Raw genomic sequence first — 14032 nt, 5'->3', positions numbered from 1 at the left:
AGCGGCGTCCTGCTCGTCGGGTTGGACGGCCAAAAGCAATATAGGCGGGGCATGGGTACCATCTCAGTTGACGAATTTGACTGTTTGGCGAAGCGATATGCGGCAATATATCGGGTAAGTCCCGCGCTCCATTCGGAAGACCATATGTTGGGCCATTTCCTGAAGATGAGCCCTGATGGAGGCTTGCGCCATTATTTCAAAAGTGGCTTTGCCGATGCGGAGCAACTGATGCAAGCAATCGAAAAACTTAATGTCGATATGGACAACCTCAAAATACTGGAATTTGCCGCCGGATACGGACGGCTTACCCGGCATCTGCATAAATTGTGTGAGCTGACTGTTAGCGATATCCACCCCGAGGCAGTTGAGTTCGTGAGCAAAAACTTCGGGTGCCGGGCCTATGTATCGTCGAAGGATGCCGAGCAATTGAGAATTTCAGAACAGTTTAATATCGTCGCGGTCATCTCGCTTTTTTCGCATCTCCCCGATCGGACCTTCGGAAAATGGCTGTCGGCATTGTATGCGCTTGTGGCGCCGGGGGGCTATCTCATCTTCACGACAATCGGCGAATCCGCCCGGGCTATCAACCCCCAAATACCGGTACCCGGATCCGACGGCGTTGCCTTCGAGGCCATATCGGAACAGATCGATCTGGATACTCAGGACTACGGTAATACAACGGTACATCCTCACTATGTCGGCTTCCAGATCGGCAGGATGCCGGGTGCGCGTTTGGTATCCTATGAGGCCGGCCCATGGTGGAAATACCAGGATCAATACATCGTGCAAAAGCCGGCTTGAGGGGATTCACGTCTCTGCGTTTCGCAGAGCGACCGAGGGCAGAAGGAAGGATTCAATAATGACTTTGACCAAGGCCGCACCGATCCGGTCGTCACAGGCGTTTAAGACAAGCGATTTTCTGCGAGCGCTCGCTGAGGTATGGGCGAAAAGATATTCGGTCAGTCCCGAGATCCATGAGTATGACCACATTTTTGGACATCTCGTCGCCCGCCTTTCGACCGATGACGAAATGAAGATTTTCGAAGCGCTAAAACATTATTTTGAGAACGGCGCCGCCAACGCACAACAGGTGCGCGATCTGATGACGTCGCTGGGACTGGCAAGTGATGCGCGTGTGCTGGAATTCGCCAACGGCTACGGGCGCGTTACGCGCCATTTGAAGGATTTGAATTTCGTTGCATGCGATATTCATCCTGAAGCGGTTAGCTTCTGTGCGGATGTGTTGGGTGTCAAGTCGATTGCCTCCGCCAGTGTACCCGAGGACTGGAAGCCGGAAGAGAGATTTGATTTCATATTCGCCATTTCGCTGTGGTCCCACCTGCCGGACGGCTTGTTCCAGCGCTGGCTATCTTCGGTCTGCGCCGCGCTTAACCCCGGCGGCTATCTGATGTTTTCCACGCATGGGGCATTAGCCGCGACTGTCGTTCCCCAACTCGCTGAAGTCATCAAGGATGGCCAGCAATACGGCTATCTGGATGGATCGGATCAAAAGGATCTCGATCCCTCGATCTATGGTTCCACAATCGTGTTGCCGCCCTATGTCATCAAGGCAATCTATGGTGCCACCAAGGCGCGCATCGTATCTTTCAAGCCGGCTGGATGGTGGAGCTTGCAGGACGAATGGATCATCCAAATTCCCTGACTTGTTTTCGCCTCAGGACGTTCGATCGGCAATTGAGATAAGGGCACTCTGTTGCCGAAATTGGCAGCAGTTAAAGGGTTAGATGCTAAATTCAGTGAAAAAAGCAAACCATCCCGAGCTTCTATGCTCGCTCGATGTTCCGTCCGGCCGCTCGTTTCACGTTGGCAAGGGGCTTGCGCTGTATTTGCAGGGCTGGGCTTTTTGTCCCGGCAATTCGATCAGGCGACTCTGTATCCTGGATGGAACCAGACAGCATGAAATCCGGAACCACTCCTGGGCTAGGCAGGACGTTTTACAGCATTTTTATCCTGTGCAGGATCCGAATGGAGGTAGCCTGTTTTCCGAGTTCAATACGATATTGCTGATCCATGAGATTACAAAGCTTGAGACACGCGAACTGCGACTTCGTGCCGAGTTGAAATCGGGAAGGACCATCGAACAGTCCCTTGCTGCCTTCGAATTCCAGCCCGGGAACAATCGGCGCCCCGTGGAGGTGGAGTGGCCGGCCAACGGTCCCAAGGTTGCCATTTGCATGGCAACGTACAATCCGCCGCTGAAACTTCTGCAGCAGCAGATCGCGTCGATTCTTGAGCAGGATCACAAGAACTGGATTTGCATTATCTCCGATGACAGTTCCAATGCTCTCTCCCGCCACGATATCCTCGATTTGGTCGAACACGACAGCCGATTTATTTATGTGAGCAACGAAGCGCGGAAGGGTTTCTACAAGAATTTCGAAGAATGCCTTTCGCTGGTACCTGTCGACGCCGAGTTCGTCGCGCTGGCAGATCAGGATGATCATTGGCGTGCCGACAAACTCACGAAGCTCATTCAGGCTTTGCCGGAAAACAAAAAACTTGCCTTCAGCGACTGCCGCATCGTTGCCGGCGACGCGGTTGTCTCAGAGACATACTGGAATCATCGCAGGAATGAATACGCCGACTTTCTTTCGCTGTTCCTGGCCAATTGTGTAACCGGCGCCGCGAGCCTGTTTCGCAGCGACATTCTCGACCACATACTGCCGTTTCCGCAACGGCTCGTCGACGCCTATCATGATCAGTGGATCGCGCTTACAGCCGAGGTGACAGGCGGGATTTCCTATACCGACGAACCTTTATATGACTACCATCAGCATGGGACAAACGTGGTGGGGCAGGTGGTCAAGCCTTACACTGGTGTTTCCCGTTCAATAGGCATTCTTCTGAAAGGCGCAAGAAACAAACGCGCCTTGGTGGAGGCAGGTCGAGCTCTGCTGCACAAGGCACGCGAGGATTTTTCGGGCGCGCTCGAAAAAGCGATATTCGCAGAGACACTTCGGCTGCGCAATCCGGGGATGCCGAGAAAGCTAGAGAACATAACCAAGCGAATGTCGCGTTTGACTACCAGTGTGATCGAACCGGTCCTTCTGAAATTTTCAGGCATGCTGCGGCGGCGTTCGACATTAAACGTCGAAGGGTTCTTGATGAACGCCGCCCTCGGTGTCAAAGTAAGAAACCTTGCCTATCGTTCTCAAAAAAGCCGGTACCTGCAGCATATCCGTAGAATCACTACGGAATCTGCAGCTCTGCCGAAAGCCGCGCTCTCCGAGGCAACACCGCGCTTCGAGGATTTGGGGGCTAACTGGATTTTTCATAATATCCAGCCGTTTAAGCTTCGGGTGTCGCACCGGGAGCCAAAGCGTGTAAACGTCCTTCTGGCCACGATAGATTTCAAATACATCTTCGGCGGCTATATTGGCATGTTCAGCTTGGCGCTTCGCCTGCGTCGCGAAGGTTTTCTCGTTCGGATCGTGACGTTGGAATATACAGAGTTGGACATGACGCTCGCTCGCGAGCGCATCAAAGGATATCCTGGCATCGAGCCATTGTTTGACGAGATTGAAATCGCGCATCGGCACGACCGCGCGGAGGAATTGCTCGTCAGTCCGGACGATCGCTTCATTGCTACAAACGGCTGGGGCGCGCATGTCGCGCACCACGCCAGCCGCGAACTGGGGCAGGACCGTTTCATGTTCATGGTTCAGGAATACGAGCCCTATTTCCTGCCCATGAACACGATCGCCGCGCTGTTCCAGCAATCCTACCGCTTCCCGCAATTTCAGCTTTTCTCCACGCCCTTGCTTCGCGATTTCTTCAAGCTAAACAAGATCGGCGTGTTCTCGCAGCCGCACGCGGAGAAGAACCACGCGATCTTCCGCAACGCCATCCAGAAGTTCACGCCCGTGCTCGACGACATGCGTCATCGCGAGCGACGCATTCTTTTTTATGGCCGCCCAGAAGCGCATGCTGCGCGCAACCTTTTTGAACTCGGCATGATGGCGCTTGCCGAACTGGCCCGCTCTCCGGGCTTCGAGTCAGACAAGTGGAAATTCTACGGCATGGGCTCGATCGGTGGCGCCAGCAAGGTCAGGCTGGCACCCGGCGTGATCATGGAAATGATGCCCAAGACCGACCTGCAAACCTATGCCGAGCGTCTGCCGAGCCACGACGTCGGGCTTTCGCTGATGCTTACGCCGCATCCGAGCTTGGTGCCGCTCGAAATGGCCTCGGCAGGCATGTGGACGGTGACAAATACGTTCGAGAACAAGACGGCGGAAAGCCTGGAGGCCATTTCGACCAACCTTATCGCTGTGGAACCGACGCTCGAAGGCGTGGTCCAGGGGCTCAAGGATGCCATATCGCGCGTGGATCAGTACGATCGGCGCTTGAAGGGCTCGAAGATCAACTGGCCGACCACCTGGGACGATGCCTTCGAGCCGAGTGCCATGAAGAAGATCGTTGACTTCCTGTCGTGATCTGAGGCAGGTAGCGGCCCGCTTGAGCGCAGACGCCTGGAGGGAGAGGGACGCCGGGCTGCAGGGTTGAGCGCCTTTGCTTCTCAACCAGTCGTCAGTTTGGTAAGGCAGCGTGCCACGCCATTCTCCCAGTCGGGCAGGGCGTGGCCGAAAGTGGCGCGGAATTTCGTCGTGTCGAGGCGGGAATGGGCGGGGCGCCTTGCCGGCGTCGGGTAGTCCGCTGTCGTGATCGGCTCGACGCGGGCGCTCGGGCCGCCACGGCGCGCCGACTGCGCGAAAATCTCCTCGGCGAAGCTTGCCCAGTTCGTTTCGCCTTGCGCCACCATATGGAATATGCCGCGCCAGTCCTCACTTTCTGGTGCGGACAGCACCTTTCGCGCGGCAGCGACAATGCCTTCAGCAATGTCTGGCGCGTAGGTCGGCGTGCCGTGCTGGTCGGCGACGACGCGCAGCACGTCTCGATCAGCCGCAAGACGCAGCATGGTTTTCAGGAAGTTGTGACCATAAGGGCTGTAGACCCAGGCTGTTCGCAAGATGACATGTGCCTCGTTGGCGGCAGCGATTGCCTGTTCTCCCTCCAGTTTGGAGCTTCCGTAAATGCCAGTCGGGCCGGTGGCGTCGGTTTCGATATAGGGGGCGGCCTTGTTGCCGGCGAAGACGTAGTCGGTTGAAACATGGATGACCGGCAGTCCGGCCGCTGCCGCAGCCGCAGCCACGTTGCGAGCGCCGTCACGATTGACTGCAAAGGCGGCCTGCGCCTCGCTCTCGGCCTTGTCCACGGCAGTATAGGCGGCTGGGTTGACGACGATGTCGGGCCGCACCAACTCGATGGCGCGGGCGATCGATTCGGCCTCGGTAATGTCGAGATCGGGACGACCGAGCGTCGTCACGCTCAGTTCTTCGTTGGCTAGGGCGGCTAGTGAACGAGCAACCTGCCCTTCCTGACCTGTCACCAATATCCGCATTGCTGTTCCGATCCTCTATTTGGCCACGGCTTCGCCCAGCCGCTCGCCGGTGTAGCGCTGTTCGCGGATGGGGCCCCACCACCATTTGTTGTCCAGGAACCAGTCCACCGTTCTTGCCAGACCGCTATCGAAATTCTCCTTCGGCGCCCAGCCGAGGTCACGGCTGATCTTCGAGGCGTCGATGGCATAGCGGCGATCATGACCCGGGCGGTCGGTGACGAAGGAAATCAGGTCGCGATGGCTCTTCCCGCCTGCCCGCGGCCGCCTGATGTCGAGCAGATCGCAGATCGTCTCGACGACGCCCAGGTTTGTCCGCTCCGAATTGCCGCCGACATTGTAGCTTTCGCCCGGCTGCCCCCTGGTTGCGACAAGTTCCAGCGCGCGTGCGTGATCCTCGACGAACAGCCAGTCGCGCACATTGGCGCCGGCGCCATAGACCGGCAACGGCTTTTCATCGAGCGCATTGAGGATGACCAGCGGGATCAGCTTTTCGGGAAAGTGATAGGGGCCGTAATTGTTCGAGCAGTTGGAAAGCACGACCGGCAGGCCATAGGTTTCGTGCCAGGCCCGCACCAGATGGTCCGAGGCCGCTTTCGAGGCGGAATAGGGCGAAGACGGCGCGTAGGGCGTTTCCTCGACGAACACGCCGCCATCGAAAGGAAGATCGCCGAACACCTCATCGGTCGAGACATGATGGAAGCGGAAGCGGCTCTTCCTGTCCTCGGGCAGGCCGCGCCAGTATTCCAGCGCGGAATTGAGGATCTTGTAGGTGCCGACGATGTTGGTCTCGATAAACGTGCCTGGACCGTCGATCGAGCGGTCGACATGGCTCTCGGCGGCAAGGTTCATGACGATGTCGATATCGTCCCGGTGGAGGATGTCGAGCACCGCCCTCTCGTCGCAGATATCGGCATGAGCAAAGCTGTAATTGTGCGCATTCTCGATCGGCCGCAGCGAGGCCAGATTGCCCGCATAGGTGAGCTTGTCGAGATTGGTCACCCGATAGGCCGGGTTGGCACACAAATGCCGGCACACCGCCGAACCGATGAAGCCAGCACCGCCTGTCACCAGAAAATTCATGCCGCTGTCCTCATCAAGCAAACACCTCGGCGGCGGCCAGCAGCGGCGCCTTCAGGTCCTTGTCGGAAAGCTGGAACCCGCCGGCCAATGACGGCCATTCGATACCGATGGCGGGATCGTCGAAGCGGATCGACCGGTCATGCGCCTGTGAATAGGTGTCGGTGACCTTATACAGGACCTCGGTGTCGGGCACGAGCGTCACGAAGCCGTGCGCGAAGCCTTTCGGCACCAGAATCTGGTTGCCCTTTTCGGCCGACACTTCGAGAGCGACCCATTTTCCGAAAGTCTTCGAGCTGCGGCGAATATCGACCGCAACGTCGAGAATGCTGCCACGAATGACGCGCAGCAGCTTGTCCTGGGCTCGCGGCGCAAGCTGGTAGTGAAGCCCTCGCAACACACCTGCCGACGCGGAGTAGGAATGATTGTCCTGCACGAAAAGCAAGTCTATGCCGGCCTGCGAAAAGCGCTCGGCATTGTAGGTTTCCACGAAAAAACCGCGCGCGTCGCCATGTCGCTTCGGAACGATTTCCAGCACGCCATCGATGCCAAGGGACCTGACTTCCAGCACCTAGCCCTCCGACAGATCGACAACACGCCGGCGCAGATAGGCGGCATACTCATTCTTGCCCAGGCGGTCGGCACGACGCAGAACCTGGTCCACCGTCAGCCAACCCTGTTCAAAGGCGATCTCTTCGGGACAGGCTACCTTGATGCCCTGGCGATGCTCGATGGTGCGCACGAATGAGGAGGCTTCATGCAAGCTGTCATGCGTGCCGGTGTCGAGCCAGGCATAGCCGCGCCCCAACCGGTGCACGTGCAACTGGCCACGCTCGAGGTAGACGTTGTTGACCGCCGTAATCTCGAGCTCGCCGCGCGCCGAGGGCCGGATGGAGGGGGCGATGTCGACGACGTCGTTGTCATAGAAATAGAGACCAGTGACAGCCCAGTTGGATTTCGGATTCTGCGGCTTTTCTTCGATCGTCAGCGCCGTTCCGGTGGCCTTGTCGAAGGATACGACACCATAACGCTGGGGATCCTCGACATGATAGGCAAACACCGAAGCGCCCTTTTCGCGCGAGGCCGCCTCGCGGCAAAGCTGCGACAGCCCATCGCCGAAATAGATGTTGTCGCCGAGGATCATCGACACACTGTCCCTGCCGATGAAATCCCGGCCGATGATGAAGGCTTCCGCAAGCCCGTTGGGTTGCGGTTGCTCGGCATAGGACAGGTCAAGCCCGAACTCCGATCCATCACCAAGCAGATCGCGAAAAACCGGCAGATCACGCGGCGTTGAAATGACCAGAATCTCGCGGATACCCGCGAGCATCAAAACGCTCAGCGGATAATAGATCATCGGCTTGTCGTATATCGGCAGAATCTGCTTAGAGATTGCTAATGTGAGCGGATAAAGACGTGTTCCGCTGCCTCCAGCAAGGATAATTCCTTTCAAGAAGCTCTCCTTGACATGCCTAAGCCCCCCGGCCCGAGCAGTCCGTGCTTAGGTTCCATGCAATGGCTTGTCAATCTCGGTGGTCGACAAACGGCCGGACCACGTCCGGCACCGTGTCCATAGACCGTTCCGCCTGTCTGCGTTTATCTTACCGGGTCCGAGGGCATGGCGGGAACAATCGTATCCGTAAATATACCCATAAATACCCAAATGCACGGGAGCTCTTAAGATCGCGTCGGCATGGAGGATCACCGGGGGAATCGCCAAGACTTGCCTATCCCCGCCGCCCAAAATACGCCTGATACCACTCCACAAACCGCCCAACGCCCTCGGTGACCGTCGTCGTCGGGCGATAGCCGACGGCCTGCTCCAGCGCCGACGTGTCGGCAAAGGTATCGGGCACGTCGCCGGGCTGCAGCGGCAGCAATTCGACGATGGCTTTCCTGCCAAGCGCGTTTTCCAGCGCCTCGACATAGGCGGTCAGCTTCACCGGGTTGTTGTTGCCGATGTTGAAGATGCGCCATGGGGCGCTGCTTGTCGCCGGATCCGGACGGCTGGAGTCCCAGGCGGCATTGCTTGTGGCCGGGTTGTCGCTGGCCCGGACGACGCCTTCGGCGATGTCCTCGACATAGGTGAAGTCGCGGGTATGGTTGCCGTTGTTGAACAGCTTGATCGGCTCGCCGGCAAGGATGTTTTTGGTGAACAGGAATAGCGCCATGTCTGGGCGCCCCCAGGGGCCATACACGGTGAAGAAACGAAGCCCGGTCGTCGGCAACCGGAACAAATGACTGTAGCTGTGCGCCATCAGCTCGTTTGCGCGCTTGGTCGCGGCGTAGAACTGCAGCGGGTGGTCGGCCGGCCGATGCTCGGAAAACGGCATGTCGGTGTTGGCGCCGTAGACGCTCGAGGTACTGGCATAGGTCAGGTGCGCAACAGCGCTGTTCCGGCAGGCCTCGAGCATATTGGCGTAGGCGATGAGGTTGCTTTCGACATAGGCATGCGGGTTTTCCAGGCTATAGCGAACCCCGGCCTGGGCGGCGAGATGGATCACCCTGTCGAATGAGTGGTCGGCAAAGCAGCCATCGACCACGCTTTTGTCGGCGAGATTGCCGCGGATGAAATGATAGCCGGCATTGGTCTTGCGGCTCGCCTCCTCCAGCAGCCGCAGCCTCGCCTCCTTGATCTGCGGATCATAGTAGTCGTTGACGTTGTCGATGCCGACAACTTCGTCGCCACGCTCCAGCAGCCGCTTCGATACGTGATAGCCTATGAAGCCGGCAGCGCCGGTGACCAGAACCTTCATCGAAGCGCCCATGACGACAAACCCTTTATGTCGTAGACCACACCTGGGTTCTTGCAAAGCGCCTCGTTGCAGTGGGAAGCATGAGCACTACCGCAAACCGGTTCAGTTGCCCCGCCGATCGCCGGAGTTCGGCTAAATGTTTCCGGCTACGCGGCTTTGTGCATGGTTATCAGCGGGCTAGGCATGCCGAACATCGGCCATCATCATCGGCATCGGCGACATCGCTAGTGGCCAAAATCGGCAGCGTTGACAGAGGCATATGGCCGGCGGAAGCCGGCAGGGGACCGATGATCGGCCAGAAGATCGGCCAAATATTGCGGCAAATTCAAAATACATCTTTATTATTTGGCTTTTGGCGGACACCACGCCGAAATCCGCCAGTCACGCCGTTCCAGCCAGCATTTGATTGCTCAAGCCGCTGGCTGCTACTCGCGCCTCAGCCGCGCTTCAGCAACGTCCACACAGCCGGCACCAGGCTTGCCGCCAGGGCAACCTTGATCAGGTCACCGACGATGAACGGCACGACACCGAACTGCCACGACTTTTCCGGGCCGATCAGCAGCGCCAGCCAGGCAAAGCCCATCGCCATCATGACGATTTCGGCAACCAGCATGGCGTTGAAAAGCTTGATCGGATGGCGGTCCCAGCCGCGATCGGCGGCCCAGCCGACGATTGCCGCCATGACCACGAAGCCCGCGAGATAACCGCCCGTCGAGCCGAGCATGTAGGCAACGCCGAGCCCCTTTTCCGGGGTGCTCTGGAAGACGGGGAAGCCCATGGCGCCCTCCGCCATGTAAAGCAGCAGGGTGGCGACGCCGAGACGCATGCCGAAGGCGGCGGCGATCAGCAGCACGGCCAGCGTCTGCATCGAAATGTCGACCGGCCCAAGCATCACCTTGGTCTTGGCCGACAGGGTCAGCACCAGTGTTCCGGCGATCGCCAGGAAAAGCTGCGTTGCCAGCCGCGCCGCGCCACTTTGCGGCAGGGCCAGAGAAACAAGCGGACGCATCGTAGTTGCAATTGCCATGGTATTTCCCCAATCCGATTGCCGCTATCCGATGTTCGCGGCCTCACGTTCTCCTATATTGGCTTGCGTGTTATGCGGCAATCGGTTTTGCCGTTTCCTGAAACAAGGCACCGATGCATTCGCCATGGCACTCAAATTCGATACCGGCTTCGACCCCCTTTATGGCCGGGGGGTAAGCGTCGCGCCCGATATCCAGCGCATCACGGCCCGCAATCCGAGCCCCTTCACCTTTCACGGCACCAACAGCTACATCGTTGGCCGCGATACGCTGGCGGTGATCGATCCGGGGCCGGATGACGAGGCGCATCTGCAGACCCTGCTCGACGTGATCGCGGGTCGGCCGGTCAGCCATATCTTCGTCAGCCACACGCACCGCGACCACTCCCCGCTGGCGGCCCGGCTGAAAGAGCGCACCGGTGCCCCCGTGCTGGCAGAGGGGCCGCACCGGCCGGCAAGGCCTTTGCATATCGGCGAGACCAATGCGCTCGACGCCAGCGCCGACATGGCTTTCGTCCCCGATATTGCGCTTTCCGACGGCGAGGTGGTCGACGGCGACGGCTGGTCGATCAGGACGGTTCTAACCCCGGGTCACACCGCCAATCACGCGGCATTTGCGCTGGAGGGAACCGGCATCCTGTTTCCGGCCGATCATGTCATGGCCTGGGCAACCTCCATCGTCGCCCCGCCGGATGGGGCGATGGCCGACTATATGGCCTCGCTGGACCGGTTGATCGAACGCGGGGATCGCTTGCTGCTGCCCGGACATGGCGGGCCGGTGACGGCACCGCGCGCTTTCATGCGCGGGTTGAAGACGCACCGCAAGATGCGCGAGCGCGCCATCCTGCAGCGGGTCAGAGAGGGCGACCGGACGATTCCCGACATGGTCAAGGCGATCTACAGGGATACCGACCCGCGGCTGCATGGCGCCGCCGGATTGTCGGTGCTTGCCCATCTCGAGGACCTGGTGGCACGCGATCTGGTTGTGACCGACGCCGCACCGGCCATTGACGGCGTTTTCACGCCGGCCAGATAGGCCGCCCGAATAGACTGCCAGGTTCCAGTGCCCTACTCGGCCGGAGCCGCGCCAACCTGACCGGCGACTTCCTGGTCCAACTCCGCCAGGAAATCGGTGATGCGCGCGGCGTTGTCGCCGAGGTCGTAGCGGCCGTATCGCGAAGCTGATCGCATATCGACGATGACCGTATCGCCATCGTCCGTCACGCGGATCGCCACATCGGCGGGAAGGCCGAGCACAAAGCCCTTGGCGACGGCGGTAATGGTCACGTCGCTTTGCCCGGCGAGGTCGGGATAGGGTTCTGACAGATCCCAGTTGCGCCGGTCGAGTACGGTTTCGACGGCATTGACGACAGTCTCGAACGGCAGGTCGTAGCTGCGTGCGCTGACCAGCGGATAGCTGTCGGTCTGCAACCGCTGTTCGCCAGGCGTCGACGGCGCAAGCACGTTCATATCCTTCGTCCGGTCGCTCACGTCGAGCGCCGGCGGTTCGTCGAAATCCGTCGAGATATCCCTGAGCGGCGGATAGATGGTCGCCCAGTAGGCGGCGACGCCATAGGGTGCGAGCACCAGCAGCGCCAGCAGCGCGCCGACCGTCAGGTCGCGACCGCCGCGGTCGCCGAAGTTCCACAGCCGCGAAAAGGCAAACCCGGCAAACAACAACGCCAGGGCCGCCAGCAGCGCGACAATGCCCAGCACCCACAGGAAGACCGGTGTTTCGACGAGATCGAAGCGGTGGCCGACGAAGACCGTCAGCAGCAACACCAACGAAAAAGCGGCCGTGCGCCGCGACCATCCGGCCGCCTTCGACGTTTGCCGTTCGGGAATGCTAACCATCGTTTTCTGCGCTGCCCCAACCCGAACGGACACTTAGTGCCTTTTTGCGATGGCATGAAGCCGAAACATGCACCATCCCGTCAATCCGTCGGCAAGCGATAGTCCCTGAACTGCTGGCGCAAGGTGATCTTCTGGATCTTGCCGGTGGCGGTGTGCGGAATTTCGCCGACGAAGGCGACATCGTCCGGCATCCACCATTTGGCCACCTTGCCATCCATGAAGTCGAGAATATCAGCCTTGGTTGGCTCCTTGCCCGGCTTGCGGACGACGACCAGCAACGGCCGCTCGCCCCATTTCGAATGATGGACGCCGATGGCGGCCGCCTCGGCGACATCGGGGTGGCCGACAGCCAGGTTCTCGAGGTCGATGGTCGAAATCCATTCGCCGCCGGACTTGATGACGTCCTTGGCGCGATCGGTGATCTGCATATAGCCGCCGGCGTCGATGTGAGCGACGTCGCCGGTGTCGAACCAACCGTCGTCATCGAACTGCTCCGAGCCAGCACCGCCATAGTAGGCGCGGGCAACCGCCGGTCCGCGCACTTTCAGGCGGCCAAATGTCTTGCCATCCCAGGGCTGCGCGTTGTTGTCGTCGTCGGTGACCTTCATTTCGACGCCGAAGGGCGGGTAGCCCTGTTTCTGCTGCACATCGAGCCGGGCTTCCCCCTCAAGACCGGCATAGTCCGGCTTCAAGGTGCACAGCGTGCCGAGCGGCGACATTTCGGTCATGCCCCAGGCATGGATGACCTGGACATCGTAGTTCTGCTGGAACTTGGTCATGATCGCGCGCGGGCAGGACGAGCCGCCGATGACCACCTTGTTGAGATAGGGAAGCTTCTTGCCGGTCTCCTCCAGATGCTGCAGCAGCATCATCCAGACGGTCGGCACGGCGGCGCTGAAGGTCACCTTCTCGGTATCGAGCAGTTCGTAGATCGAAGCGCCGTCCATCTTGCAGCCGGGCATGACCAGCTTGGCGCCGATCATCGGCCCGCTCTGGCCAAGGCCCCAGGCATTGGCGTGGAACATCGGCACGACCGGCAAGATCGTATCGCGCGACGACAAGCCCATGGCGTCGGGCATGGCGGCGATCATGGCGTGCAGCACGTTCGAACGGTGGCTGTAGACGACGCCCTTTGGATCGCCCGTGGTCCCCGACGTGTAGCACATACCGGCGGCGGTCCCTTCGTCGAAGGTCTTCCAGGCGAAGTCGCCATCCGCCTCATCAAGCCAGTCTTCATAGGCGACCACATTGGGCAATGTCGTCTGCGGCATGTGTGCCTTGTCGGTCAGCACGATGACCTGTTTCAGCGACTTGACGGCACCGGCTATCTTCTCGAGCAGCGGCAGAAAGGTCAGGTCGACGAAGACGGCCTTGTCCTCGGCATGGTTCATGATCCAGACGATCTGCTCGGGAAACAGCCGCGGATTGAGCGTATGGTAGATGGCGCCGATGCCCATGATGCCGTACCAGGCCTCGATGTGGCGCGCGGTGTTCCAGGCCAGCGTGGCGATGCCGTCGCCCAAGCCATAGCCGTCACGTTCCAGCCGTTGGGCGACCTTCAGGGCGCGGCGATGGATGTCCGCATAGGTGGTGCGCACGATCGGCCCCTCGATCGAGCGCGACACGATCTCGCGCACGCCATGCTGCCGCTCGGCATTGTCGATGAGCTTGTGGCAAAGCAGCGGCCATTCCTGCATCAGTCCGAGCATTCGGTCCTCCCTCACGCTTTTGCGTTGTGCTTTTTGTCCCATTGTGGAGCGAACCGGCGGATTGTCCAGCCGCCAGCACCGTCGAGTGCTGCATTGATCGACATGACAGCGGCAGCCGCCACAATCCGGCCATCGTCGGCGTTAAGTTTCGTTAACGGGCAAAGGGGGTGCGATTGGCGACTGAAAGAGG

Annotated in this window: 12 protein-coding genes; 4 read left to right on the top strand and 8 right to left on the bottom strand. The window is 59.5% G+C overall.

Annotated elements, in window-relative coordinates:
- Nucleotides 1-144 precede the first annotated feature (144 nt).
- The 3 genes from EJ076_RS15225 (at nucleotide 145) to EJ076_RS15215 (ending at nucleotide 4457) form a co-directional block, all read left to right on the top strand.
- Nucleotides 145-801: a class I SAM-dependent methyltransferase gene (locus EJ076_RS15225; protein ID WP_164548647.1), complete on the top strand. Its 657-nt coding sequence runs from the start codon at nucleotides 145-147 to the stop codon at nucleotides 799-801.
- 58 nt (nucleotides 802-859) lie between these two features.
- Nucleotides 860-1663, top strand: coding sequence for a methyltransferase domain-containing protein (locus tag EJ076_RS15220; RefSeq protein ID WP_164548646.1), 804 nt, complete (start codon nucleotides 860-862; stop codon nucleotides 1661-1663).
- 94 nt (nucleotides 1664-1757) lie between these two features.
- The gene (locus EJ076_RS15215) at nucleotides 1758-4457 is read left to right on the top strand and encodes a glycosyltransferase (protein ID WP_164548645.1); all 2700 of its coding nucleotides are present in this window, start codon (nucleotides 1758-1760) and stop codon (nucleotides 4455-4457) included.
- An 83-nt stretch (nucleotides 4458-4540) separates the two neighbouring features.
- On the opposite strand, the gene rfbD is transcribed toward EJ076_RS15215, so the two are convergent.
- The 6 genes from rfbD to EJ076_RS15185 form a co-directional block, all read right to left on the bottom strand.
- Nucleotides 4541-5422, bottom strand: coding sequence for a dTDP-4-dehydrorhamnose reductase (gene rfbD, locus EJ076_RS15210; protein ID WP_126068432.1), 882 nt, complete (start codon nucleotides 5420-5422; stop codon nucleotides 4541-4543).
- Nucleotides 5423-5437: 15 nt separating this feature from the next.
- Entirely contained in the window at nucleotides 5438-6502 is a 1065-nt protein-coding gene (rfbB, locus tag EJ076_RS15205; protein ID WP_126068431.1) for a dTDP-glucose 4,6-dehydratase, read from the bottom strand.
- Nucleotides 6503-6515: 13 nt separating this feature from the next.
- Nucleotides 6516-7070 carry a dTDP-4-dehydrorhamnose 3,5-epimerase gene (rfbC, locus tag EJ076_RS15200; RefSeq protein WP_126068430.1) on the bottom strand — a complete coding sequence of 185 codons (555 nt, stop codon included), beginning with the start codon at nucleotides 7068-7070 and terminating at the stop codon, nucleotides 6516-6518.
- On the bottom strand, nucleotides 7071-7952 hold the full coding sequence (rfbA, locus tag EJ076_RS15195; protein ID WP_126068429.1) for a glucose-1-phosphate thymidylyltransferase RfbA: 882 nt from the start codon (nucleotides 7950-7952) through the stop codon (nucleotides 7071-7073). It abuts the gene before it with no gap.
- 274 nt (nucleotides 7953-8226) lie between these two features.
- Nucleotides 8227-9255, bottom strand: a complete 1029-nt coding sequence (locus EJ076_RS15190; RefSeq protein ID WP_126071063.1) for an NAD-dependent epimerase — start codon at nucleotides 9253-9255, stop codon at nucleotides 8227-8229.
- A gap of 436 nt (nucleotides 9256-9691) precedes the next feature.
- The gene (locus EJ076_RS15185; RefSeq protein ID WP_126068428.1) at nucleotides 9692-10282 is read right to left on the bottom strand and encodes a biotin transporter BioY; all 591 of its coding nucleotides are present in this window, start codon (nucleotides 10280-10282) and stop codon (nucleotides 9692-9694) included.
- 124 nt (nucleotides 10283-10406) lie between these two features.
- Between EJ076_RS15185 and EJ076_RS15180 the strand changes: the two genes are divergently transcribed.
- Nucleotides 10407-11315: an MBL fold metallo-hydrolase gene (locus EJ076_RS15180; RefSeq protein WP_126068427.1), complete on the top strand. Its 909-nt coding sequence runs from the start codon at nucleotides 10407-10409 to the stop codon at nucleotides 11313-11315.
- A gap of 32 nt (nucleotides 11316-11347) precedes the next feature.
- On the opposite strand, the gene EJ076_RS15175 is transcribed toward EJ076_RS15180, so the two are convergent.
- Nucleotides 11348-12133, bottom strand: a complete 786-nt coding sequence (locus EJ076_RS15175) for a DUF1499 domain-containing protein (protein WP_126068426.1) — start codon at nucleotides 12131-12133, stop codon at nucleotides 11348-11350.
- 80 nt (nucleotides 12134-12213) lie between these two features.
- A complete protein-coding gene (locus EJ076_RS15170; RefSeq protein WP_126068425.1) occupies nucleotides 12214-13842 on the bottom strand; it encodes a fatty-acid--CoA ligase in 1629 nt (542 codons plus the stop codon).
- Nucleotides 13843-14032 lie beyond the last annotated feature (190 nt).

Source organism: Mesorhizobium sp. M7D.F.Ca.US.005.01.1.1 (assembly GCF_003952545.1).
Classification (GTDB): Bacteria; Pseudomonadota; Alphaproteobacteria; order Rhizobiales; family Rhizobiaceae; genus Mesorhizobium; species Mesorhizobium loti.
The sequence above is the reverse complement of the archived record's forward strand: the minus strand, read 5'-3'. Positions and strand labels throughout refer to the sequence as shown.